This is a genomic window from Moorena sp. SIO3A2 (genome assembly GCF_010672265.1).
GTDB lineage: Bacteria > Cyanobacteriota > Cyanobacteriia > Cyanobacteriales > Coleofasciculaceae > Moorena > Moorena producens.
In genome coordinates this window covers 81,995-105,169 of record NZ_JAAHHC010000022.1, presented here as the reverse complement: position 1 = coordinate 105,169, position 23,175 = coordinate 81,995, and the positions used below count along the sequence as shown (strand labels likewise).

The following is a 23,175-nucleotide window of genomic DNA, read 5'->3' as shown; positions in this document are numbered from 1 at the left end:
AGAGTTTAACCTGGGTTAACCGAATTAGAAGCTATGGTCTAGTTAACGATATTTCAAGACCTAGATCAACTTGAATCAACAGAAAATTAATTTTTCATTTCAATGTCAGGCTTCCTGTAGCCACACTAAGGCAAGAGCTGGGGTGTTTGTGACCCCCCATGGTGTGGTGGAAACTCCCAGGTTTATGCCAGTAGGCACCCTAGCAACGGTAAAAACTCTAACACCAGCCCAGTTAGAGGTAGCTGGGGCGCAAATGGTTTTGGCTAATACCTATCATCTCCATCTGCAACCGGGAGAAGCCATCATTAAACAAGCCGGTGGTCTGCATCGATTTATGGGTTGGCACGGACCAATCTTAACTGATTCTGGTGGCTTTCAGGTGTTTAGCTTAAGCCAGCTCCGTACTATTACTGAAGAGGGGGTGAGGTTTCGATCTCCTCGGGATGGGCGGATGATTGATCTAACCCCAGAACGGTGTATGGAAATTCAGCATGCCTTGGGAGCAGATGTGATCATGGCATTTGATGAGTGTCCCCCCTATCCAGCTGAGCGAACTGAGGTAGAATTAGCAACTCAACGAACCTATCGCTGGCTCAAACGCTGTATTGTTGCCCACAATCGCCCTGAACAACAAGCTTTGTTTGGTATAGTTCAGGGTGGGGTGTACCTAGATTTGCGTCAAAGGGCTGCCGAATCCTTGGTCGAGCTGGACTTACCAGGTTATGCCATTGGTGGTGTCAGTGTGGGGGAACCGCCTGAATTGATTCACCAAATTGTCCAGACAACCGCTCCATTACTGCCATGGCATAAGCCTCGTTATCTGATGGGGGTCGGTACCTACAGGGAAATGGTTTTAGCGATCGCATCTGGCATAGACTTGTTTGATTGCGTTATTCCCACTCGCCTGGGACGTCATGGTAGCGCCTTAGTCCAGGGGGAACGCTGGAACTTGAAAAACGCCCAGTTTCGGGAAGATTTTTCCCCCTTAGATGCCAGTTGTCCTTGCTATTGCTGTCAGAATTTCAGTCGTGCTTATCTGAACCATTTAGTGCGATCGCGTGAATCTCTAGGCTATATGTTACTCTCTCACCACAATGTGACTGAGCTAATTCGGTTTACTCAAGCGATCAGGGCAGCCATCTTAAGTGATCAATTCACTACACAATTTGCTCAATGGCTGTTCACTTCATGTTAAGATACATGTCAATTATTAAATCTGTGTTGGAAAGGAAGATTTAAGATATGGAAGCTGCACTCCTGTTAGGAACATTACCCGAAGCTTACTCTATTTTTGGTCCAGTGGTGGACGTTCTACCAGTCATCCCTGTGTTCTTCTTGCTGCTAGCCTTTGTCTGGCAAGCCGCCGTGGGCTTCCGGTAAACTTCTCCCCCGCTAGAAAACCGGTTTGGCTCTAGGGGTTGGTTTGATCAGAAAATATCTACAAATTTAGACATATCTACCAAAAAGCTCTAGGTTGTGTCAGAAAGGAGTAGTACAAACCCGACGGATGAATCCGGGGGAAAGTAACCTCACTACCTGACCAACGTTTGTCTCTCGGAAGACTATGTGATCAATAATCCCTACGATTCATCCCACCTATGAACCGGTTAGGTCAGGGTGGGATGATGACTTGGCAGGGTTGATGACGGTATAGATTAGCAGTAGGGGTGTACGAACTATCAACCTGCGATTGAAGCCAGGCTGATAGTTATAGGTGTTTTTTGTCTTTTTTTGTCTAACTAATAAGTGACAATAGATAAGCAACGGCGAATTGGAAGTCTTTTCAAGTAGATAACCAAAGCCGAAACTGTACTTGAAGCATGACAGTAGCCAGATTTTCTAGTGTTGATAAAGCAATCAAAAAAAGAAAAGTTGGCGATAGGGCATCCTGTGAGTAGTAAAACTTGCCGATATGTTGGATGAAGACTATCCACCGGTTGTTAAGCTAAAATGCAGGAAGCTGTTTGTATAGGCTAAATGCCAGTTTTTGCTGTCAAAACTATCAATGTAGAATTACCCAAGATATTAGTCAGGTGGGCATCAATAATTGGGATAAGGGTGGTTGACCACGGCGAAGTTGAAGACAAATTTCAGATAATCCGATTGATAGCTTGACACAATAAGCACGACTTGCTTCCTAACCAAAAAAAAGCCAAATGGTAGTGTAAGCAACTTCGCTTCCATTGCTTCTGCTCAATCGATTAAATCGATCGGGAAAATACAAAGAGCAACGTTTCCAACTTAGGTCAGGGCATTGAATCAAGGAATGAGTCACTACTCTACAGGGTGATCGAACCGTTGATCGTATTATTTATAGAATCATCAAGGGTGAACATCAAGGGTGATCGTTTCTAGTAATAACTATTATATATGAGTGCTCAGCTGGTAAAAGTGGCGACAGAAGAGTCACCAAACAAATCAAAACTTATTAGCCCCCAGGTGGAAAATCCCTCCCCCCCGCCCCGAAAATCTGCGAAAGCTTGGTCGCGGCTGAAACGCTTGGGGCAATATGTTGGGATAAACCCAGCATTGGTAGCGAGTTTGGCGGTAACTGGTTTAATGCTAGGGTCTAAGCACCTAGGAATGTTACAGTTTTTTGAGTTAAAGGCTTTCGACCGGATGATAGAGCTGCGACCAGCTTTACCACCCGATGACCGCCTCTTAGTAGTAGAGGTGACTGAGCCAGATTTAAAAGGCACAACAGCTCCAGGAGGGTCTTCAATCAAAGATGCTGTAATGTATGAGGTATTACAGAAGTTGGAGCAACATCAACCCGCTGTCATTGGTGTCGATATCTTTCGAGACAGTCCAGTAGAACCGGGTCATGGCGAATTTTCTGAACTACTGCAAAGTAGCGATCGCATAATCCCAATTTGCTATCGGGGTCAATCAGAAGCATCCAGTGTTGCAGCCCCCCCAAACATTTCTCAGCATCGTGTAGGCTTTGTTAATCTACTTGAAGATCCCGATGGAATCGTCCGGCGGGCTCCATTATTTTTTGACAATACCAGTGATAATACCAGCATCGTGGGTTGCACCACCAGATTATCATTCGGCTTTCAGTTAGCCCGAAGCTATTTGGAACAGCGGGGAATCAAGCCCGAAAACATCTCCCGAAAACAGATGAAGCTAGGAAAAACAGTCTATAACAAGATATCTCCTACTGCTGGAGGTTACCAAAAGGGAGATACGGGAGGCTACCAAATTTTATTGAATTACCGCTCTGCTGATCACCTTGCCGATACCGTTACCTTAACTAAGGTTCTGAATGAGGAGATTGAACCGGACTTGGTCAAAGACCGGATTGTCCTAATCGGGATGAATGCTCCTAGTATCAAAGATGATGACTTCTTAACACCCTACAGTTTTGCTCAAAAAGAAAGCAAGCATATGCAAGGAGTCATGATACATGGTCAAATCGTGAGTCAACTGCTCAGTGGCGCACTTGGAGAGGGAAGAGCACAGTTTTGGTTTTGGTCTGAGTGGACAGAAGGCTTGTGGATTTGGGGTTGGACACTAATAGGGGGCGTGTTAGTTGGGGTAAGCCGCAACACTCGACAGTTAGTACTATCTGAGAGTATTGCTCTAGGTATTTTGCTCGGAACATCCTACCTGCTATTTCTCAACTCAGGATGGATACCTGTTGTGGCACCTGCGTTGGCATTAATCCTTTCGGGTACTGGTGTAATGACTTACACCGGTTACAAGGCTAAACAGGAGAGCATAAAAGCAGAGCAAGAGCGCCGCAAAATTGAAGCCAAAGCTCAAGAACAGGAACAGAACTTGGCCTTGTTACAGGCGTTGTTGAAAGAACAAAACAAAACCATCTCCAGCACTAACACCAAAACTATACCGATACCACAAACCGATTTATCTCAAGAAGATGCCACAGCAATTTGGAACCCAACAGCTGGTGCAGACCCTGATGGCACATCGGTAGAGTACCGACCCGAACATAACCTCCTAGCTGGACGCTACCAAACCAAGCGTGTTCTTGGTTCAGGTGGGTTTGGTCTAATCCATTTAGCAGAAGATACTCAGCGACCTGGTTCACCCCAGTGTGTGGTCAAGCAATTGAAACCGGCTCGTAGCGATCCGCAATTCTTGAAAATTGCCAGACGGCTATTCCGCACTGAAGCAGAAATATTAGAAATCTTGGGTAATCATTTAAAGATTCCTCGACTACTAGCTTATTTTGAAGAAGATAAAGCATTTTACTTAGTGGAAGAATATATTCCCGGTCAGTCCCTGAGTGACGAATTGCCCGTAGATAAACGGCTTGGAGTAAAGGAAGTCGCGGATATCCTGAAAGATATTTTAGAAATTCTTGTCTTTATCCACAAATACGGCGTCATCCACCGGGATATCAAACCTGGCAATATTATCCGTCGTGAAACTGATGGTCAACTGGTACTAATTGATTTCGGAGCAGTTAAACAGATTAAAAGCCCAGAGCAGAGTCAGGAAGAAAATGCTACGGTTGCCATTGGCTCTCGCGGTTATGCCCCACCAGAGCAATTAGCGGGACACCCTAGTTTCAATAGTGATATTTATGCTTTAGGTATGATTGGGATTCAAGGATTAACTGGCATTCGTCCCTATCAATTGCCCATTTCTCCAGAAAGTGGTGAAGTGATCTGGCGTAATCTGGCAGATGTACCTGAAGAATTTGCCCAAATTATAGAAAAGATGGTAACCTATCATTTCGCTGACAGATACCAGTCAGCTGAGGTAATCCTACAAGATTTGTCCAAAGTGATTGGTGGGTGAAGCCATGGAGGAAAAAGGCAAGAGGAAGACTATGGAAAAAATACCTTTAACTATCACTACACCTATTACTGATAATATCCAGCAGATTCTTCAACAGTTAAAGCCTAATGTCCGTTTAATTGCAGTGAGCAAAACCGTATCTGTGGAAAAAATGCGGGAAGCCTATGGTGCGGGAATTCGGGATTTCGGAGAAAATCGATTGCAAGAGGCTTGTGCTAAGCAGGAGCAGTTAAAAGATTTAGAGGGGATTTCCTGGCATTTTATCGGTCACTTACAAAAAAATAAAGCTAAACTAGCTGTTCAAACAATGGACTGGATCCATTCCGTTGATGATTTAAAGTTAGCCCAGAGTTTAAATCGGCGGGCTAATGAGTTAAATAAACGACCTAAGGTTTGTTTACAAATTAAGATATTGCCCGATCCTAATAAATATGGTTGGTCTGTTGAGCAGTTATTAGAAACGTTACCAGAATTGGAAGCTTGCGATTCCTTAGATATTCAAGGGTTAATGACAATTCTTCCCTTGGAGTTATCGGAAGCTGAAATTTTTGATGCATTTGTAGAAGTTGCTAAATTCAAGGAACAGCTTAATCAAACAACTCAGTTAAATTTAAAAGAAGTGTCAATGGGAATGTCGGGAGATTATTTGCAGGCTATTAAAGCAGGAGCAACGATGATTCGCCTAGGAAGCAAGATTTTCGGAAAACGTGAATAATTTTTGAGCATTTTTAATGGTATTTTGCGCTGGGACCCCGGTCGGGTTTACCGAGAAGCGTCAACGGGCACCAATAAATCGGTCAAATTGGCTAAATACTGCAAAATTGGCTAGCCTTACCATACCTAAGACCAGACAATAAAGGAGGTCGGAGTTGGATAGGAATAGGTGCTCGAAGAAATGTTTAACTTGAACTTAGTGGACTTGGAAACAAATACTACAAATACTAGTGTAATTCTCATAGGTGATAGTGGCAACGATACTCTCAGCGGTGGCTCACAGGATGATACCCTCAAAGGTAGAGCTGGGGATGATATTCTCAATGGTCGAGGGGGTAATGACCGTCTTGAAGGGGAGGAGGATTCAGATGTTCTCAACGGTGGAGAGGGTAATGATACTCTGATTGGTGGCTCAGGGAATGATGTCCTTACTGGTGGACCGGGTCCTAGCTTTGGCTTGAGTTTGTTTGAGGTTAAACAGACATCTGATCATGATTTCCTCGACGGTGGCACAGGAAATGACACTCTCAACGGAGCAGATGGTAATGATACCCTAAAAGGCGGAGCTGGTGATGATTCCCTTTTAGGTGATGTTCGTAGACGTTTGACTGGAATTCCCATCAACTATAATCCAGGTCGTGACATCCTGGATGGTGGAGACGGAAATGATGTGCTCGAAGGTGGGGGTAGCAGTGATACTCTCATTGGTGGCACTGGCAATGATACCCTGATTGGTGATGGTGATGATCAAAATGTCTTTGGTGGTGGGAATGATTATCTAATTGGTGGCAATGGTGATGATTCTCTAGTAGGTGGCAACGGAAGCGATACCCTGACTGGTGGTCACGGATCTGATATCTTTAAGTTCACATTTACAAATCGTCCATTACCAATCTTCCCGCCTTCAATGCCTCCATCACAACCGCTACAATTTTCAAGGGGAATCAACATAACTGATAGTTTCCTATTGCCGAGGAACGATGACTCGGAAGTGCCACGACCTGAAAGCGGAATTGACAGGATTACAGATTTCAATGTCCAACAGGGAGATAGGATTGAAATTGTTAGTTTTGGGGAACTTGATATTGATCAAATCTCCTACAATAAAACTACAGGTGCTCTGTCTTTTGAAGAGCAACAATTTGCTCAACTACAAGCAGGTCTTGATTTCAGTCCAGAGCAGCATATTGATTTACAAGTCTTCCCTCCTCGTTCCTTTGTTACCGCTCCTCCTAGTGCGTTTTAGGCCAATTTAGTAATTGGTAATCGGTAATTGGTAATTGGATTAGGATTACCGATTACTAAAATCTTGATTGAATTTTGCCGAGGTCACTAGTTGTTAAGGTTTGGTTAAAATAGGGAATCATATCATAGTTTTGAACTATTTTGGATAAGTCTTCCAACTTCAAAATTATGGGATTCGATATAATGGGATGCTATGAAAGAGCCGCTACGCGAACGCATTCCCTAGGAACCCCCCCAATCTCCCCACACTTCCCACTCTCCCTCTAATTATAGGTATTAAACCTGACTTGATATTATTCCCTATTCCCTATTAATAATTTTATTCGGACAAGGAAGACCTTGCTCAAAGTTAGTAATATTAGATAGTGTAGTTTCAGCAATGTTATGGAGGGCATTTTCAGTTAAAAAAGCTTGATGAGCAGTAATGATTACATTAGGGAAAGTCAGTAAACGTTGAAAAATATCATCTTGAATGACTTCATTAGACAAATCCTCAAAAAACAATTCAGATTCTTCCTCATAGACATCCAGAGCGAGATAGCCAATTTTCTTGGACTTGAGGGCAGCGATAATGGCTTTGGTATCAATCAATCCCCCTCGGCTAGTATTAATGAGCATCACACCTGGTTTCATCTGCTCTAGAGCTTCGGAATTAATCAGATGATAGTTTTCAGTAGTTAAGGGACAGTGTAGGGTGACAATATCAGAGATAGCAAAGAGTTCAGCTAGCTCTACATACTTGACCCCTAAAGCTTGACAATCCGGGTTGGGATAGGGATCATATGCCACTAATTGACACCCCATACCATTGAGAATTTGGGCTACCACAACACCAATTTTACCAGTTCCCACAATGCCTACAGTGCGACCATGCATATCGAATCCCAAGAGTCCATCTAGGGAAAAATTTCCTTCTCGTACTCGAGAATAAGCACGATGTATCTTGCGATTCAGGGCTAGCATTAAGCCAATCGTATGTTCAGCGATCGCGTAAGGGGAGTAAGCCGGAACACGCACTACTATCATGTCCAATTCTGTCGCTTTTGTGACATCCACATTATTAAAACCAGCGCAGCGTAGAGCAATTAGACGAGTTCCCTGTTGCGCCAGCTTTTCCAACACTTGTCCGTTGAGGGAATCATTGACAAAAACGCATACTGCTGGACATCCTGATGCCAAAATAGTCGTTTGAGTATCGAGGTGCGGTTCAAAAAAAGTTAATTCATGACCATATTGGGAATTAACAGCTTCCAGAAACTGTCGGTCGTAGACTTTGGTACTAAAGACAGCGACTTTCATAGATGTAATGCCAAAACAAGCTTAATTAAATTTTAGATAAAAATTTAAAGACTAGGTTTAAAGAAAAGGTTAATTCTCTGGTAAGCATTTAACAGTTAGCTATCAGCGGTCATGTATAGCACTACCCATTAAGGTGTTTGACATTCCTAAACTCCGAAACTTAGTCATAGCTTACTTCTGACTTCTGACTTCTGACTTCTGACTTGCGCGTAGCGCTATAAATGCTTACCTTCTCTTTTATTTATTTGAAGTTTAACACAGATCAGTGGGAGAGATTGACACCAATTACCACAGTCTTAAATTAAGTTAAAGGATTAACAAATAATGAGTAGAGTGAGCTATAAACAATAGCTTGGATGCCTAGCAAAAATCATTGAGTCACATCTGGTTGCTTTGCAATCCGTTAATGATAGTTTTGATGCTCCCAGCTGTCAACAATAAAGGAAGAATTAATCTTCTCTATTGGATGACATTGTCTTGATGCAGAGCGCGAGTGGGGGTTTCCCCAAGACTAGGCTGCATCGCTGGATCAGGATTCTTAATTATCGACAAACGTAAATTTGTAAACCTCTTAAAGGAGATTTGTCCATGGCAACTGTCAAAGTGGGTATCAATGGATTTGGTCGTATCGGACGACTCGTATTCCGTGCTGCCCTCAACTACCCAGAAATCGAAGTGCTGGGCATTAATGACCTAGTTCCACCACAGACTATCGCCTATTTACTCAAATACGACTCAACCCATGGTCGTTTCAAGGGTACCGTAGAAGCTGAAGCTGATGGAATTGTGGTCAATGGCAAGAAAATCCCCTGTGTCTCAATTAAAAACCCAGAGGAACTGCCTTGGACGAAACTCGGTGTGGAATATGTAGTAGAATCTACGGGTCTATTTACCACCTATGATGGGGCATCTAAGCATTTACAAGCGGGAGCGAAGCGGGTGGTAATCTCTGCTCCTACTAAAAACCCTGATTTGGTTCCCACCCTGTTGATGGGTGTCAATCACGATACCTATAACCCAGGTATTGATAGTATCGTTTCCAATGCCAGTTGCACAACTAACTGTCTTGCTCCCATTGCTAAAGTGATTAATGACAATTTTGGGCTAGCGGAAGGGTTAATGACTACCATCCATGCCATGACTGCTACCCAGCCAACGGTAGATGGTCCAATTGACACTCCCCGCCCTATAAGAGCGGGGATTCTTCACTCAACGATCCGACTTGCTCAACCTGGCCGGAACCAAGAAGAGTAGAGGCCAAATCTCCTGAAGCGTTCGGGTCGATAACCCAAGTTCCGACGTGCCCCGTCGTACTTACGGCTCTATTGCGAATGTTGATTGCAGCATTGTGGTCGCGATCAAGTTCGCATCCACATTCACAGACATGAGTCCTAGTGGATAAAGACTTTTTGACTACCTCACCGCAATCAGAGCAGTTTTGACTGGTGTAAGCAGGATTCACCGCAACAGTTATCCTGCTAAACTTAGTACCAAAATGCTCTAACCATTTTCTGAATTGATACCAACCTGCATCATTAATAGACTTAGCTAGACAATGATTTTTAACTAGGTTCTTGACCCTCAAATCTTCATAGGCGACCAAATCGTTAGATCGGATTACGCAACGTGCCAGTCTCTTAGCATGCTCTTCACGTTGCCTACTTATTTTGAGGTGATGCCTATCCAGTCTATTAATGGCTTTCCTGCGATTGGACGAGCCTTTCTTTTTGCGAGATACTCGACGTTGATAAAACTTTAGTCGCTTTTCTCCCTTCCGGTAGAATCGGGGGTTAGGTTCTGAGTGACCATTGGAGTCTGTATAGAACTCTTTAAGTCCTACGTCCAATCCGATCATTTCGCCAGTGTGCTCCACGTCTTCTTTCACGTTGACTGCAACGCAAAATTGAACATAGTACCCATCAGCTCTCTTGACTATCCGAATCCGGTTAATTTGCTTCTTATCAAAGCGCCACAAGTCCCAGGTACCTTTGAGCTTAAGCCTCCCAATCCCTTTTTTATCCGTAAATGTTATTGACTTTTTGTCAGGTGACAGTTTCCATCCCGACTTTTTGTATTCAACAGATCTAGCGCGTTTCTGGAATTTAGGAAAACCCTTTTTGCCTGAGACTTTTTTCTTACAATTATCGTAAAAGCGAACTATCGATGACCATGCTCTCTCAGACGCAGCTTGTCGAGCAGTAGAGTTTAACTCATTCGCAAAAGGGAAATTCTTGGCAAGGATTTTAGAGTATTTACTCAAATCACCTTTTCCAGTCCCTTTATTGTCCATCCATAAACGGATGCAGCTATTTCGGATAAATTTAACTGTCCGAATAGCCTCGTCAATGGCTGAGTATTGGGACTCTTTCCCTTTCGCTTTAAACTCTAAAATAATCACCGAATTTCGACCCTATTTTATATACTTTTATATTAGCAGAGTTGTATAAAACTGTAAAGTAATAGTCCAAGAAAAAAGCCGTCCTAGAAGGACGGGGCTTTAGACCCAAAATTTTTGGTAAAGCAGATGCGATTGACCGTAGGTCACGCGGGGCGCGATTGGCCTACGGCCACGCTACGCGAACGCATCTGCTGACTCCGTTTGAGACTAATGAACTATTGGTGATTAAGTAAAGGAAAATATTTTCCTTGCCGATACTCCCAAGTGATGCCCTCGGGATCCCGAGAGCGACTCCACTGGCTGAAGTTTGGGTCAGTGCGCATCCTCTTGAGTAACCTGTCCCCACAACGGAAGCGATCGCACATCTGTTTGACACTGTAGGGTTTTACTAAAATACCCTGGGATGACCCATTAGTCGTGGGAGTAGTCTCCTCGATCTCAGGTTCAAAGGTGGCTGGTGATTCCTGATTAACCTGATTAAGTAAAGGAAAGTATTTTCCTTGCCGATACTCCCAAGTGATGCCCTCGGGATCCCGAGAGCGACTCCACTGGCTGAAGTTTGGCTCAGTCCGCATCCTCTTGAGTAACCTGTCCCCACAACGGAAGCGATCGCAGATCTCTTTGACACTGTAGGGTTTTACTAAAATACCCTGGGATGACCCATTAGTCGTGGGAGTAATCTCCTCGATCTCAGGTTCAAAGGTGTCTGATGATTCTTGATGAACCTGATTAACCTGATCAACTAAAGGAAAATATTTTCCTTGCCGATACTCCCAAGTGATGCCCTCGGGATCCCGAGAGCGACTCCACTGGCTGAAGTTTGGGTCAGTGCGCATCCTCTTGAGTAACCTGTCCCCGCACCGGAAGCGATCGCACATCTTCTTCACACTGTAGGGTTCTACTAAAATACCCTGGGATGACCCATTAGTGGTGGGAGTAGTCTCATCGATCTCAGGTTCAAAGGTGTCTGATGATTCTTGATGAACCTGATTAACCTGATCAACTAAAGGAAAATATTTTCCTTGCCGATACTCCCAAGTGATGCCCTCGGGATCCCGAGAGCGACTCCACTGGCTGAAGTTTGGGTCAGTGCGCATCCTCTTGAGTAACCTGTCCCCGCACCGGAAGCGATCGCACATCTTCTTCACACTGTAGGGTTCTACTAAAATTAGCTCTGATGAAGATTTAGCAGGAGTAATCTTCTTTTTAGCAGAGGTAGCTGATGGAAATGCTGTGGTGATCTCGCCAGCTGGTAGAGCTTCGACGATATAATCTGCCAACGGCACCTCCTGGCTGTAAACCCCTTTAGTTGTGTGATACTTGATGATGCTTTCCCCGCTAAACCAATCTAGGGCTGTCCTCACAAAAAGCCACCCAGCTTGGGGGGACTTCTCCAGACATACTGGTGTCTTCTGACCACTGGTAAGATTAACCAAGTTGTGTGTTGGCTTGAACATCCCCTTTTCGGGTATATACAGCTCATCTTGCTGACGTTTCCGCCTCGGACTACATTCGAGACAGTATTTAGGAGGCTTACCAGGATAGCACTCACGAGTAGTCATATGATTGCATTTCGGGCAGAAAAAGGTAACTGGACGGGTATGGATCGTACGAGTATGAGCACGCACGATAAAGGTTTGAGAAGGCATAAGTGATCAACGTATCAATAGTTATCTAGCAACAGTTATCTAGCAACCTGAGTGTGATATAGTTGTTCTGGTGCCGACAGCAATTCTAGGTATATCCCTAGGCAGTACCTGCCGTAACTAGATCATCTCTATCATCTAGAGTCAGCATTTCTGCTTGTTTGATGATCTTAGGCAAAACTTCGTCAGCAATAACTAAACTCCTAAATAGTTAATACTGATCGCTTTTGCTCGCATCAGCTATTTTTGATAAAGTTTAGTATGGTGCTAACGTTACACAATAGCAGATTCATGCTAAATCCGTCAGACTACTAGAATCGAGATTAATATTTGATTGTGCGTACGCGCCATTGCGACCTTGCATTTGTGAGCCGATTTCCAACTCTCCTAACCCTCCAAAGTCCGAACTGTAAGCACCTGGGGTGGTGTCGAATCCGGGGGATAGAGAAAATCCACCTGTAGCTGCCTAACTTCTTCAGGGGCTAAATTCAACGTCACCAATGGATGCCCTGGCTGTCCTCGTCGCTGCACTAAATGCACATAGCGCGTCTGAGCCTTTCGATCATCATCATCATAATTTATTCTGAGTGTACCCCGAAAGAACACGTTTTCAACCCGTGGGTTCAAAAACAGCAGTCGATCAGTACCCCCCTCATCCTTCAATGGCGTTTGCAGCGATACCGTCACCGTTTGGGGTTGATTAGTAGTATTCTTCAATGGTAAAGTTATATTGTATTCTACCCCATAATTACTGTGGGCAAAGTAGGCCGTATCGGGATAGCGCCTTAACATCGGTGCACTTTGAATTTGCCCTGTACTCAGAGTAATCAGATGTAGGGTCCCCAACACATAAGAAAATGCCTGCCCGAGCTGAGGAATACTCAAATAGTTAACATTTGGATTATCTTGAATCAGCACTTGCCATTGAGAACCTTGGGAAACACCAGCCACCCGACCAAACACCGTCGGTTCTTGAGGTGGTTCGAGAGGAGTGGGTATCGGTCCACGGGGTTGAGCTAAGCTACCCGTATCCAGTAGGTTTTGCCATTCTGCTACCGTAGGTTCCCGATAGTTTCCATTGCCATCACGAGGGGCTTTCATCGCTAAGTTAGCCAGATACACCATCCCATCACTTCGTAACCGCATCATGGTAGAACGACCATTGGAAGCTGGTGATCGTTTAACTGGAATTGGCTGATTCATTAACATCTGGCTTTGTTTTGCCTTCAGCACCAGTTTAGCGGGAAACATTTCTTTGAGAATTCCCCTGAGTACATCATTCATTGTCCGACTGCCAGGACCAGCATAGACTGTACCGTTGGGATTATCTACCATATCCGGCAACGAGATAAACGGTGCATCTGGGGTAGACAGATAACTCGCCCCTTGCAAGACGTCCACTGTAACAGGTGTGTCATTGGGATTATAAACTATCAATCCTTGGTAAAGGGGATGGGTTTCCGCCTGAGTCTCTGCTCTAGCAATATGGTGGCTAAAGATATCAAACCGTCCATTAAAGCCATAGTCAAGGTGGGCAGAAGCAACTTGTTTCCCTTCCGGTGAAAACGTAGACAGCAAAATTCCCTCACTTCTGACTAGTTCTGGACTATTGCTATTAAAGACAGGCACCTGATCCAATTGCCCTGGTAAACTACGAACATCATCAGGATAAACTTCCACTCCAGCAATATACTGAGGTGGAACAGCATAGATGTTTAACGCCCGACACAGCAAAGCCGCTACTTCACCACGGGTAGCACTCTGATTTGGTTTGACCTGTTTGATATTGGGATAGTTAACCACAATAGTATTAATTGCTGCGGATGCGATCGCATTTTTAGCATACTGGGGAATCTGGGTAGCATCAGTAAAATACCGTCTGATAGTTCCATCGGGATCTGACGGGATAGGGAAATTCTTTGCTCCTGCTAAAACTGCGATCGCTTGCACTCGAGAAATGGACTCATTGGGTTTAAATCGTCTGCCAGGATAGCCCGAAAAAAATCTTCGCTTGTAGGCATCTTGAATCACATTTTTGGCCCAATGATTACTAGGTACGTCCTTAAAACGAATACCACCCCGCTGAATCGGTGCTGAGGGAAAGGCATTCAGCATTAAGACGGCAAACTCAGCGCGGGTAATTCTAGAATTAGGACGAAATTTACCATCCGGGTAACCACTGACCAACTTACGATCCCGCAGTTGGTTGATACAATCTCTCGCCCAATGATTTTCCAGGTCAGGGAAAGTAGCGGTATTGGTCATAAGTAGTATGTAGTCTAAACTGCTTGAGTGTGGGTAACTAACTTGGAATTTTTTACTTCAAGCCCACGATCAGTTCTATTTATGATATTGTTGGTCAATTAACCGGGGTGTTATCCCCTGTAACAACATACTCAACATAGTCCTTATCTATGTTGCTAACATAAATTTCATAATAAAACAATAAAAACTACGATTGGTTCAATGACTGACAATTCTAAAATCCAAGACCAAGATGATTCGACCATAGACTCTTCCCAAGATAACCTAGAGGAAAAAGTTATCAAGCCATCAGTTCTAGGAACTATTCCGGTTGCTCCAGATGGGTTTAAGTCTGGCTTCGTGGCGATTGTAGGACGTCCGAATGTGGGGAAATCCACACTGATGAATAAACTGGTAGGGCAAAAAATTGCTATCACTTCGCCCGTGGCTCAAACCACCCGAAATCGGCTGCGAGGTATCTTGACCACACCGGAAGCTCAGTTGATTTTTGTGGATACGCCAGGGATTCACAAACCTCATCATCAACTGGGTAAGGTCTTGGTGAAAAATGCCCAAATAGCGATTGAGTTAGTGGATGTGGTGCTGTTGGTGGTGGATAGTACGGTGGAGGCGGGAGGAGGCGATCGCTTTATTGTTGATCTACTGAGCCATACTAAGACACCAGTAATTTTGGGTGTGAACAAATCAGATATACAACCTCGACACAGTAGGGGAGAATCAATCGATGCTAGTTATGCTAAACTAGCTACTGCTCAAGGCTGGGAAGTCGTAAAATTTTCTGCCCTGACAGCTGATCGCTTAGACCTATTGCAGCAGAAATTAATTGAACGCTTAGAACCAGGGCCATATTATTATCCCCCTGACTTCTTAACCGACCAGCCAGAACGGTTTATCATGGGGGAATTGATTCGAGAGCAAATCTTACTCCTAACTCGTGAGGAAGTCCCCCACTCGGTTGCTATTACTATTGATTTAGTAGAGGAGCAACCAAAAATTACCCGTATTTTTGCTACGATCAATGTAGAGAGAGACTCCCAAAAAGGTATTTTAATTGGAAAAAAGGGTAATATGCTCAAACAAATTGGTACTGCGGCTCGTCAACAACTTCAAAAGTTAGTTGCTGGTCAAGTTTACCTGGAATTGTTTGTGAAAGTAAAACCGAAATGGCGACAATCTCGCTTACGGTTATTAGAGTTGGGATATCGGGTTGAGAAGTAATAGTAAGTCTACTATAGCTATAGTATTTTTTGCTATGTAAACTTATGAGTGATAGAAATACAGATAAATTTTAAACTTGGTTCAAGAGCTAATTTTAATACTTAATCATTAACAATTAGTCTAAACTGCAAATACTTGTTCAACTGTCAAAGCTAACTCGGGAAATGTTTGTGATTCAATCTTTTTATTTCCTGTAAATTCTGTCAGATCATAAAACCCATCAACTAAACGCAAAACCGAAACCTTAGACTTAATTGGATCAACAATCCAATATTCAGGCACTTCCCGCACCGCGTATTCAGAACGCTTGTAGCGGTAATCATCTTGGGGATTACCTGCACTAACAATTTCTACTGCTAGTAGTGGTGCTGATTCCAGCACCGCTGATGACATGGAACTGATAGCTTGCCGCTGATTTTCTGAGATAATGACTAAATCAGGAATTCTAGATTTATTCTCAGCTGTGCGAACCCCAAGATTACCAGGCATAACAACCCAATCTAAACTAACCCTCTCAATTTCTCTATCAAATTGCTTGAATAAAAAAAGCATAATCAGGGCATGTAGTCCACTAGCAGGTGGCATAGCAATAAGCTCTCCATTAACAAGCTCATACTTGTAGTCAGTGTCATCATGGTAGGAAAGATAGTCTTCAAATGTGTAAAACTTTTTGGCAGTTTGAATCATTTGAGTTGCCTCCTAGAAAACCGTTTTCTTAGTGTAGTTAAGGTGGGTTTTGTAGACGGTTGACGGTTAACCGTCTACAAAAACCTATTGTAGGTTTATTTCTAGTGGTTTATTTATCTGAATCTACCGACTCTTCCTGGTCTGGGAGTTCCTGGTCTGGGAGTTCCTGCTCTTCGATTTCCTGCTCTTGATCTGAAATGGGAACCAAAGCAACCGCTGCGATCGCATCTTCATCATCTAACTTTTGCACTCTGACCCCAGTTGCCATGCGAGATTGGGGAGAAATAGCATCAACAGCTTGACGAATGATAATCCCTCGACTAGTGACTATCATCAATTCATCCCCTTCATTAACTACCTGTAGGGCTGCCAGTTGGTCTTTGGGTAAACGGAATTTGGTTGAGCGAACTCCCATACCCGCACGGTTTTGTAGCCGGAATTGGGATACCGGTACCCGCTTACCATAGCCTCCCATAGTGACAATTAATACCCAAGGACCTTGAGCTGCTGTTTCCACCATCTCAGAATCACTAAGGTCTTCTGTCTCTTCCTCTGAATCCTCAGCAGCAGCTAGACTAGCGATGATTTGACCGGACAAAATATCCATACCGATTAATTCATCATCACCCTTTAGTTTCATAGCCTTAACTCCTCTGGTCGCACGACCGAGGGGGCGGAGTTGATCATTGTCACACTTGAAGTGAATTGCCATGCCATGACGAGACCCAATTATGATGCTGTCTTCTTCCCTAGCACGAAGTACCCACCGCAACTGGTCTCCTTCCCCGAGGGAAATAGCAATTAATCCATTTGCCCGAATTTTGCTGAAAGCATCTAGAGCAGTTTTCTTGATGTAACCCTTATGAGTTAACATGACTAGATATTCATCATCCGTAAATTCAGATACCGGTACAATAGAAGTAATTTTTTCTTCGTGGGGAATGGGTAACATCTGCACAATCGGTACCCCCCTGGCGGTGCGAGATACAGCCGGGATTTGGTAGGCACGCAGAGAGTACACTACACCGCGATCGCTAAAAAATAAAATGCTATCGTGGTCGCAGCAAGTGAAGAAATGCTCTACCTCATCATCATCTTTGATCCTGGCAGCAGCTTTACCACGAGTTGCCCGAGCTTGAGCTCTAAACTCATCCACAGGCATGCGTTTGATATACCCTTGCTCAGTCAGCAGAATCACAGCTTTTTCATTAGCAATCAGGTCAGTATCATCCAGTTCCCCTTCAACCTGTTGAATTTGTGTGCGGCGTGGTGTGGCAAAGTTCTGTTTCAGTTGCTGGGCTTCAGTTTCAATAATCTCCAGGATGCGACTTCGGCGAGCTAGGATATCCCTTAAATCCGCAATCCGAACTTGTAATTCCTCATGCTCAGCTTGAATCTTTTGGGCTTCCAAAGCAGTCAGACGGCGCAGCTGCATTTGCAAAATAGCATCAGCTTGGGCTTCAGATAGACTAAATTCTGTAACTAATTGTCCTCGTGCTGTAGTCGTATCCGCCGCCCCCCGAATCACCGCAATCACAGCATCTAAGCTATCTAGGGCAATTAGTAACCCTTGCAGTAAATGATCCCGTTCCTCAGCTTTGCGCAATTGATATTGAGTCCGTCGGGTAATGGTTTCAATGCGGAAATCCAGGAAAACGTTTAAGAACTGCTTTATGGTCAGCAACTGGGGTTCATTGCCCACCAGGGCTAGCATATTTGCTCCAAAATTAGTTTGGAGGGGGGTTTGCTTGTAGAGATTATTCAGGACAACTTTGGGATAAGCATCGCGCTTTAGTTCGATTACGATGCGCATGCCATTGCGATCGCTTTCATCCCGAATATCGGAAATGCCATCAATGCGCTTATCATTGACCAATTCAGCAATCTTTTCGATTAAACTTGCCTTATTAGTTTGGTAAGGTAGCTCAGTAATAATAATGGCTTCCTTGTCTGGACGACCTCGTTGCCCAATGGTTTCAATTTCTGCCACACCTCGCATGGTGATAGAACCCCGACCACTGGTGTAAGCATCTTTAATACCCGATGTTCCTAAAATCTGTGCCCCAGTGGGGAAATCTGGACCAGGGATATACCGCCTTAATTCCTTATCAGTGATTTCGGGATTATGGATCACGGCCACTAAGCCATCCACCAACTCTCCCAGGTTATGAGGGGGGATATTGGTTGCCATACCCACAGCAATCCCCGATGAGCCGTTGAGCAGTAATTGGGGAATCCGTGCCGGTAAGACAGTCGGTTCTTGCTGGGAACCGTCAAAGTTATCAACAAAGTCTACAGTTTCTGACTCAATGTCCCGGAGTAGGGCATTGGTAGCGATCGCTTGCAAGCGGCACTCTGTGTAACGCATTGCCGCTGGGGGGTCGTTGTCTACTGAGCCAAAATTTCCATGACCATTAATCAGAGGCGATCGCATGGAGAAATCCTGAGCCATGCGCACCAAAGCGTCATAAACAGCAGTATCCCCATGGGGATGATACTTACCCAACACTTCCCCCACCACACGAGCGCATTTGCGGAACGGACGCTCTGGGCTTAATCCCAGCTCATGCATCGCATAGAGAATCCTTCGGTGTACTGGCTTGAGCCCATCCCTGGCATCTGGTAATGCCCGACCTACTATGACGCTCATGGCGTATTCTAAATAAGACCGGGACATTTCGTTCCGCAAATTTGTCGGGACAATGCGTTCTTGGGATGTACTCATAGTTGGACAAACTCCCTTATTATCGAGGATTTTGCTAAAAAAATCGGTTAAAATCTCTCAAAAGAGGCTTTTAACACCTTTATTTTCCAAATTTGGCTGGTTATTTTTAAATTTTAACACAAAATCTCGACTATAGCCGGTAACAGAACCACGGGCAAGCCTTAGACAATGAGCAGATTCGCGCTTCTTGTGCAAAAATTATGGGAAAAAGACCGAAAATTTCCTAGGGCAGCTTAGGACATTCACCTCTTCTTGCTGATGTTGACTGGCGGTCTATACCACCAGATTGTTTTCCTTCCCTGACTAAACCTCAGAAGTTCCCAACAACTAAGGAGTTTTTGATGAAACTATCCTATGTTTTGATCGGCTTAGCTATTTTTGCCTTCATTTTGAGACCAGATTTAATCCCTGCCAGCCTCGCTCTAGCTCTGATCGCTTTTGGTGTCGTGTTTGGTCTGTTTAGGGATCACCTGATGAAATAATCGGAAAGGTTAATCTATTCACAAGTACCTTGCTTTAAAACGTTTTTCCATAATTTTGGCTGAATCGTGCTATAATATGTTCCCTGTCATTTACTCCGATGAGTTTCTTGAACACGATAACGGTCGGTTTCACCCAGAACGACCAGAACGTTTAACGGCGATTGTGAATGCCATCAAAGCTGCACCTTGGGCTGACCAAATTAAGTGGCAGTTACCGACAGCGGTGGAAACTCGTCGAGTGATGCCTCTAGTACAACAAATTCATAGCCAGCGCTACATTGAGACAGTTGAAAAAATTGCTAGGAGTAATGGTGGCAGGTTAGATGCGGACACAGGGATATCCCCCCGCAGTTACGATGTTGCCCTACTCGCCGTTAGTGCTTGGCTAGATGCGGTAGATCAAGTCCTCACTACCAATAATTCAGCCTTTGTTCTAGCCCGTCCCCCTGGTCATCATGCTGAACGTCAGAGAGGGATGGGGTTTTGCTTATTTTCCAATGCTGCGATCGCAGCTTACTACGCCTTAGAGCAATCGGAAGTCGAACGGGTTGCCATCTTAGACTGGGATGTCCATCACGGCAATGGCACTCAAGATGTTGTGGAACGAGATGCTCGCATTGCCTACATCTCCCTTCATCAATCCCCTTGCTATCCTGGTACAGGCCAAGCCAGTGAACAGGGGTTTCACAATAATGTCCTCAATCTTCCCATGGCACCAGGCAGCACGTTAGCAGATTACCAGCCTATGTTTGAACAGAAAGTGATGCCATTTTTAACCAAATTTCAGCCAGATTTATTGATTGTCAGTGCTGGTTATGATGCTAATGCCGCAGATCCTTTGGCAAATATTGCCTTGCAGCCAGATGATTATGGGCTATTTACGAACTATTGTCTGCAACTAACTCGTCGGATTGTTTTTGGTTTAGAGGGGGGGTATGAACTCACTGCTCTAGCTCAGTCGGTGCTAGCAACAATTGAAGCTTGTTTGACTTAGAGAGTTGATCTGGGTAAGTATAGCTAGGTGTAAGTATAGCTGGTTAACTGTAAGCATTCAGCTATCAGCGTGTCGCGTATCAGCTTATGGGTTAGGTGGTCCCAACGTCGAAGCCTGTGTCACTAGGCTACTTTTTGCGCAGGGTGCGCGTAGCGCAGTACTTTTGAATAAAATAAGCTGACCACTGACCGCTGACTGCTGAATGCTTACGGTTAACTATAGCGCTACAGTATGCGGCTATACTCAAAACAATTAAATGTTTCAACCCGCCATACTGCTTTAATTGTTTTGGAAACAAGAGTAGTTAGATCAACTTAACTGCTCTAAGTCCAAAAAATAGAGTCAGAGCCACAACAGTGGCACCAGCTAGAATTACAAAGTAAGCGATTGCTCCAGAGATCATATTATTCTCCCAAAAATTGACTATTATAATAATATTACCTAATTTTACCTGATCTTGAGTCTTATTCCTCAGAGCAATAGTCAACCGTCAATAGTCAACCGTCAATAGTCAACGGTGAACAAACATGGAAGACAATAAATTTTTTCGTTTTGTGTGGCGCTTTAATGCCATTGTTATTATGGCTACTGGATTGCTAGCAATAGCAGTTTTAGCTTTTGCTGCTATCGAGATAGTCAAAAGCACTACGAGAGAGCGCCAGGGGATTAACATTGTTAATGTTAATGACGATAGCTCAAGCTCTCAAGAGTGGGAGCTGGGTAATCTCAGGGAGGTTGATGGCACAACCTATCTAATGGTGCCGCTTTACTCAGACCAATCTTATACCCAATCCTATTATAGCAAATCGACACGCTCAACTATAAACTATTTGTTTTTGGATAGTGAAACAGGGAAAAGCAAATGGATCTTTGCTAATAATGACTATCTAATTACTAGCGATAGCTTCATTTCAGAAACTAATGATAGAGCTAATAACAGGGTTGAATCTAAACCAGTTATAGCAGTTTTATACCACCTTATTAAACAAGATACCAATGGTGATGGAAGATTAACAAACAATGATATGCTCACAATAGCATTTACCCATTACAATGGTAATGACTATCAGGAAGTAGTAAGTGGAGTAGATAGATTTTTGGGTTACAAGGTTCTAAACGCAAATAGCCTATTAATTTTGTACCAGCGGGATGCTATTGCCTATTCAGCAAAGGTTTCTTTAGATAATTTCGCTCTCTCCAATGAAACAGAATTACCTAAAGTAGGTCAGCCCTGAATCTCACCCTCGATAAACTGAATCCTACTCCCTACTCCCTACTCCCTACTCCCTACTCCCAGCTGTTGAAGCTCCCTAAAACCCAGGACGAAAGTACCTCTCCCAATTAAGAACTGCTATAGATAAGAGTTTCAACCCTTAACCGAACCGGCTAAAATCCCCCGCACAAAGTACCGCTGTAGAACAAAAAACACAATCAGTGGTACAATCATGGTGATAAATGCACCAGAGGTAAGAAGATGCCACTGCTGCCCACGATAACCTACTATATTTGTTAATCGGATCGTTAACGGGGCAACGTCTGGTGTAACTCCGAGATAGACTAAAGCAACTAGCAAGTCATTCCATACCCAGAGAAATTGAAACACGGCAAATGATGCGATCGCAGGCATGGATAGAGGCACAATCAGCTGGGTAACTATGGTCAGATGAGACGCACCATCCACTGCTGCTGCTTCGATTAACTCCTGAGGCAAACTAGCAATATAATTACGCAATAAATAAATTCCTAAGGGCAAACCATAGCCTGTGTGGGCTAACCAAATACCTAATAATGTACCGGAAAGTCCTAGATATCCGTAGACTCGCAATACCGGAATCAGAGTCATCTGTAACGGGACTACCAGCAAACCAACTACTACCATAAACAGGACTTGGCGACCAGGAAATTTCATCCAAGCAAACCCATAGGCAGCAAAAGTAGCGATCACAATCGGAATGACTGTAGCGGGAATCGAGATAACCAGACTATTGAGAAATGCCTGTCCCATCCCTTCGGAGGTAATCACATCAATATAGTTACCGAGGTGGTATTGGGTGAAATTGAAGGGGTGTTGGAAGACTGACCACCAACCGGTTTTGAGCACATCATCTCGGTAGCGTAGGGAACTAATGAACAAGCCAACAGTGGGTAGAGTCCAGATCAAAGAGATGATAATCAGGGTCAGATGAATCGGGATTTTCCAGAAGAATTGCTGTAGATGTTGGGATTTTGCTACAAAGAGCGGTTTTGGTACCATAGCTGGGTTAAAGTCATGTCTGGAATAGTCGATTTTTTTCCAAGATAAGCGCTTTGTGCAACCAATCCCACAACAGCAGTGGTTAAACAAGTGGGCAAAACAACTGGGCAAAACAACTGGGCAAAACAACTGGGCAAGATGCGATCGCATCACCCCAAGCCTTATAGAATTTCAACCATAGCTAGAACAGTTGCTTAACTCGGTGACGCCATCAGAATCAAATTTTAACTTTAATCTGAATACTATAGCATTTCTAAATCAATTAGAAATAATAAATCATAATTACCGTTTTTGACCTTAACCAAAATCCTTCTATGTCTTGATGCAGTCGCGAATGGGGGAAATCCCCTTTGGCCTCACTGGCTCACCTGTTCCCTTGCTGCATCGCTACTTGATTAACTCTTGCCTCTTGCCTCTTGCCTCTTGCCTTTCCCAAGCGGGAGTATGTTCACAATTCAAATAATAATTATATATTACT

At 44.0% G+C, this 23,175-nt stretch carries 20 protein-coding genes and 1 pseudogene; 12 read left to right on the top strand and 9 right to left on the bottom strand.

Going from position 1 to position 23,175, the window contains the following annotated elements; genetic code table 11:
• The first annotated feature begins 70 nt into the window (after nucleotides 1–70).
• The 5 genes from tgt to F6K64_RS23015 all read left to right on the top strand — a co-directional run bounded on the left by tgt (nucleotide 71) and on the right by F6K64_RS23015 (nucleotide 6,730).
• Nucleotides 71–1,195 (top strand): tRNA guanosine(34) transglycosylase Tgt, encoded by a 1,125-nt coding sequence (tgt, locus tag F6K64_RS23035; RefSeq protein WP_008177840.1) that lies wholly within the window; start codon nucleotides 71–73, stop codon nucleotides 1,193–1,195.
• 47 nt (nucleotides 1,196–1,242) lie between these two features.
• Complete coding sequence (locus tag F6K64_RS23030) at nucleotides 1,243–1,380, top strand: photosystem II reaction center protein K (RefSeq protein WP_008177837.1); 138 nt, start codon at nucleotides 1,243–1,245, stop codon at nucleotides 1,378–1,380.
• 990 nt (nucleotides 1,381–2,370) lie between these two features.
• On the top strand, nucleotides 2,371–4,770 hold the full coding sequence (locus F6K64_RS23025; RefSeq protein ID WP_008177832.1) for a CHASE2 domain-containing serine/threonine-protein kinase: 2,400 nt from the start codon (nucleotides 2,371–2,373) through the stop codon (nucleotides 4,768–4,770).
• Between the two features lie 31 nt (nucleotides 4,771–4,801).
• Nucleotides 4,802–5,485: a YggS family pyridoxal phosphate-dependent enzyme gene (locus F6K64_RS23020; protein ID WP_044491833.1), complete on the top strand. Its 684-nt coding sequence runs from the start codon at nucleotides 4,802–4,804 to the stop codon at nucleotides 5,483–5,485.
• Nucleotides 5,486–5,665: 180 nt separating this feature from the next.
• Nucleotides 5,666–6,730 carry a calcium-binding protein gene (locus tag F6K64_RS23015; protein ID WP_008177828.1) on the top strand — a complete coding sequence of 355 codons (1,065 nt, stop codon included), beginning with the start codon at nucleotides 5,666–5,668 and terminating at the stop codon, nucleotides 6,728–6,730.
• Between the two features lie 299 nt (nucleotides 6,731–7,029).
• On the opposite strand, the gene F6K64_RS23010 is transcribed toward F6K64_RS23015, so the two are convergent.
• Entirely contained in the window at nucleotides 7,030–8,028 is a 999-nt protein-coding gene (locus F6K64_RS23010; protein WP_008177826.1) for a 2-hydroxyacid dehydrogenase, read from the bottom strand.
• A gap of 588 nt (nucleotides 8,029–8,616) precedes the next feature.
• On the opposite strand from F6K64_RS23010, the pseudogene F6K64_RS23005 reads away from it, so the two are divergent.
• A pseudogene (locus F6K64_RS23005) lies at nucleotides 8,617–9,228 on the top strand (type I glyceraldehyde-3-phosphate dehydrogenase); the annotation flags it as partial.
• On the opposite strand, the gene F6K64_RS23000 reads toward F6K64_RS23005, so the two are convergent.
• The 3 genes from F6K64_RS23000 to F6K64_RS22990 form a co-directional block, all read right to left on the bottom strand.
• Entirely contained in the window at nucleotides 9,215–10,426 is a 1,212-nt protein-coding gene (locus F6K64_RS23000; protein WP_008177823.1) for an RNA-guided endonuclease InsQ/TnpB family protein, read from the bottom strand. The pseudogene F6K64_RS23005 and the gene F6K64_RS23000 overlap by 14 nt on opposite strands.
• 215 nt (nucleotides 10,427–10,641) lie before the next feature.
• Nucleotides 10,642–11,988 carry a hypothetical protein gene (locus F6K64_RS22995; RefSeq protein ID WP_287263093.1) on the bottom strand — a complete coding sequence of 449 codons (1,347 nt, stop codon included), beginning with the start codon at nucleotides 11,986–11,988 and terminating at the stop codon, nucleotides 10,642–10,644.
• Between the two features lie 471 nt (nucleotides 11,989–12,459).
• Complete coding sequence (locus F6K64_RS22990) at nucleotides 12,460–14,337, bottom strand: DUF3370 family protein (RefSeq protein ID WP_008177816.1); 1,878 nt, start codon at nucleotides 14,335–14,337, stop codon at nucleotides 12,460–12,462.
• A 201-nt stretch (nucleotides 14,338–14,538) separates the two neighbouring features.
• Here F6K64_RS22990 and era point away from each other — a divergent pair, with 201 nt between their 5' ends.
• Nucleotides 14,539–15,555, top strand: coding sequence for a GTPase Era (gene era, locus F6K64_RS22985; RefSeq protein ID WP_008177814.1), 1,017 nt, complete (start codon nucleotides 14,539–14,541; stop codon nucleotides 15,553–15,555).
• A gap of 120 nt (nucleotides 15,556–15,675) precedes the next feature.
• Here era and F6K64_RS22980 read toward each other — a convergent pair whose 3' ends face one another.
• Together F6K64_RS22980 and gyrA are read right to left on the bottom strand one after the other, a co-directional pair.
• Nucleotides 15,676–16,242: a Uma2 family endonuclease gene (locus F6K64_RS22980; RefSeq protein WP_008177811.1), complete on the bottom strand. Its 567-nt coding sequence runs from the start codon at nucleotides 16,240–16,242 to the stop codon at nucleotides 15,676–15,678.
• A 109-nt stretch (nucleotides 16,243–16,351) separates the two neighbouring features.
• Nucleotides 16,352–18,967, bottom strand: a complete 2,616-nt coding sequence (gene gyrA / locus F6K64_RS22975) for a DNA gyrase subunit A (protein WP_044491792.1) — start codon at nucleotides 18,965–18,967, stop codon at nucleotides 16,352–16,354.
• Between the two features lie 341 nt (nucleotides 18,968–19,308).
• Here gyrA and F6K64_RS22970 point away from each other — a divergent pair, with 341 nt between their 5' ends.
• Both F6K64_RS22970 and F6K64_RS22965 read left to right on the top strand, forming a co-directional pair.
• On the top strand, nucleotides 19,309–19,449 hold the full coding sequence (locus tag F6K64_RS22970) for a hypothetical protein (RefSeq protein WP_008177807.1): 141 nt from the start codon (nucleotides 19,309–19,311) through the stop codon (nucleotides 19,447–19,449).
• A gap of 76 nt (nucleotides 19,450–19,525) precedes the next feature.
• Nucleotides 19,526–20,443 carry a histone deacetylase family protein gene (locus tag F6K64_RS22965; RefSeq protein ID WP_008177803.1) on the top strand — a complete coding sequence of 306 codons (918 nt, stop codon included), beginning with the start codon at nucleotides 19,526–19,528 and terminating at the stop codon, nucleotides 20,441–20,443.
• A 127-nt stretch (nucleotides 20,444–20,570) separates the two neighbouring features.
• Here F6K64_RS22965 and F6K64_RS22960 read toward each other — a convergent pair whose 3' ends face one another.
• Both F6K64_RS22960 and petL read right to left on the bottom strand, forming a co-directional pair.
• Nucleotides 20,571–20,741 (bottom strand): hypothetical protein, encoded by a 171-nt coding sequence (locus F6K64_RS22960; protein ID WP_158026727.1) that lies wholly within the window; start codon nucleotides 20,739–20,741, stop codon nucleotides 20,571–20,573.
• A 6-nt stretch (nucleotides 20,742–20,747) separates the two neighbouring features.
• Entirely contained in the window at nucleotides 20,748–20,846 is a 99-nt protein-coding gene (gene petL, locus F6K64_RS22955) for a cytochrome b6-f complex subunit PetL (protein WP_071106406.1), read from the bottom strand.
• 124 nt (nucleotides 20,847–20,970) lie between these two features.
• Between petL and F6K64_RS22950 the strand changes: the two genes are divergently transcribed.
• Nucleotides 20,971–21,678 (top strand): hypothetical protein, encoded by a 708-nt coding sequence (locus F6K64_RS22950; RefSeq protein ID WP_008177798.1) that lies wholly within the window; start codon nucleotides 20,971–20,973, stop codon nucleotides 21,676–21,678.
• Between the two features lie 131 nt (nucleotides 21,679–21,809).
• Here F6K64_RS22950 and F6K64_RS22945 read toward each other — a convergent pair whose 3' ends face one another.
• Complete coding sequence (locus F6K64_RS22945; protein ID WP_044491826.1) at nucleotides 21,810–22,697, bottom strand: carbohydrate ABC transporter permease; 888 nt, start codon at nucleotides 22,695–22,697, stop codon at nucleotides 21,810–21,812.
• 55 nt (nucleotides 22,698–22,752) lie between these two features.
• Here F6K64_RS22945 and F6K64_RS22940 point away from each other — a divergent pair, with 55 nt between their 5' ends.
• Both F6K64_RS22940 and F6K64_RS22935 read left to right on the top strand, forming a co-directional pair.
• Nucleotides 22,753–22,878: a hypothetical protein gene (locus F6K64_RS22940; RefSeq protein WP_287248805.1), complete on the top strand. Its 126-nt coding sequence runs from the start codon at nucleotides 22,753–22,755 to the stop codon at nucleotides 22,876–22,878.
• Nucleotides 22,879–23,031: 153 nt separating this feature from the next.
• Complete coding sequence (locus F6K64_RS22935) at nucleotides 23,032–23,160, top strand: hypothetical protein (protein ID WP_267875714.1); 129 nt, start codon at nucleotides 23,032–23,034, stop codon at nucleotides 23,158–23,160.
• The last annotated feature ends 15 nt before the right edge of the window (nucleotides 23,161–23,175 follow it).

Excerpts from the sequence above, each read along its gene's own strand:
- F6K64_RS23030 (WP_008177837.1), top strand. The coding sequence starts at position 1,243 with ATGGAAGCTGCACTCCTGTTAGGAACATTACCCGAAGCTTACTCTATT.
- F6K64_RS23025 (WP_008177832.1), top strand. The coding sequence starts at position 2,371 with ATGAGTGCTCAGCTGGTAAAAGTGGCGACAGAAGAGTCACCAAACAAA.
- F6K64_RS23020 (WP_044491833.1), top strand. The coding sequence starts at position 4,802 with ATGGAAAAAATACCTTTAACTATCACTACACCTATTACTGATAATATC.
- F6K64_RS23015 (WP_008177828.1), top strand. The coding sequence starts at position 5,666 with ATGTTTAACTTGAACTTAGTGGACTTGGAAACAAATACTACAAATACT.
- F6K64_RS23010 (WP_008177826.1), bottom strand. The coding sequence starts at position 8,028 with ATGAAAGTCGCTGTCTTTAGTACCAAAGTCTACGACCGACAGTTTCTG.
- F6K64_RS22995 (WP_287263093.1), bottom strand. The coding sequence starts at position 11,988 with ATGACTACTCGTGAGTGCTATCCTGGTAAGCCTCCTAAATACTGTCTC.
- F6K64_RS22990 (WP_008177816.1), bottom strand. The coding sequence starts at position 14,337 with ATGACCAATACCGCTACTTTCCCTGACCTGGAAAATCATTGGGCGAGA.
- era (WP_008177814.1), top strand. The coding sequence starts at position 14,539 with ATGACTGACAATTCTAAAATCCAAGACCAAGATGATTCGACCATAGAC.
- F6K64_RS22980 (WP_008177811.1), bottom strand. The coding sequence starts at position 16,242 with ATGATTCAAACTGCCAAAAAGTTTTACACATTTGAAGACTATCTTTCC.
- gyrA (WP_044491792.1), bottom strand. The coding sequence starts at position 18,967 with ATGAGTACATCCCAAGAACGCATTGTCCCGACAAATTTGCGGAACGAA.
- F6K64_RS22970 (WP_008177807.1), top strand. The coding sequence starts at position 19,309 with ATGAAACTATCCTATGTTTTGATCGGCTTAGCTATTTTTGCCTTCATT.
- F6K64_RS22965 (WP_008177803.1), top strand. The coding sequence starts at position 19,526 with ATGTTCCCTGTCATTTACTCCGATGAGTTTCTTGAACACGATAACGGT.
- petL (WP_071106406.1), bottom strand. The coding sequence starts at position 20,846 with ATGATCTCTGGAGCAATCGCTTACTTTGTAATTCTAGCTGGTGCCACT.
- F6K64_RS22950 (WP_008177798.1), top strand. The coding sequence starts at position 20,971 with ATGGAAGACAATAAATTTTTTCGTTTTGTGTGGCGCTTTAATGCCATT.
- F6K64_RS22945 (WP_044491826.1), bottom strand. The coding sequence starts at position 22,697 with ATGGTACCAAAACCGCTCTTTGTAGCAAAATCCCAACATCTACAGCAA.
- F6K64_RS22935 (WP_267875714.1), top strand. The coding sequence starts at position 23,032 with ATGGGGGAAATCCCCTTTGGCCTCACTGGCTCACCTGTTCCCTTGCTG.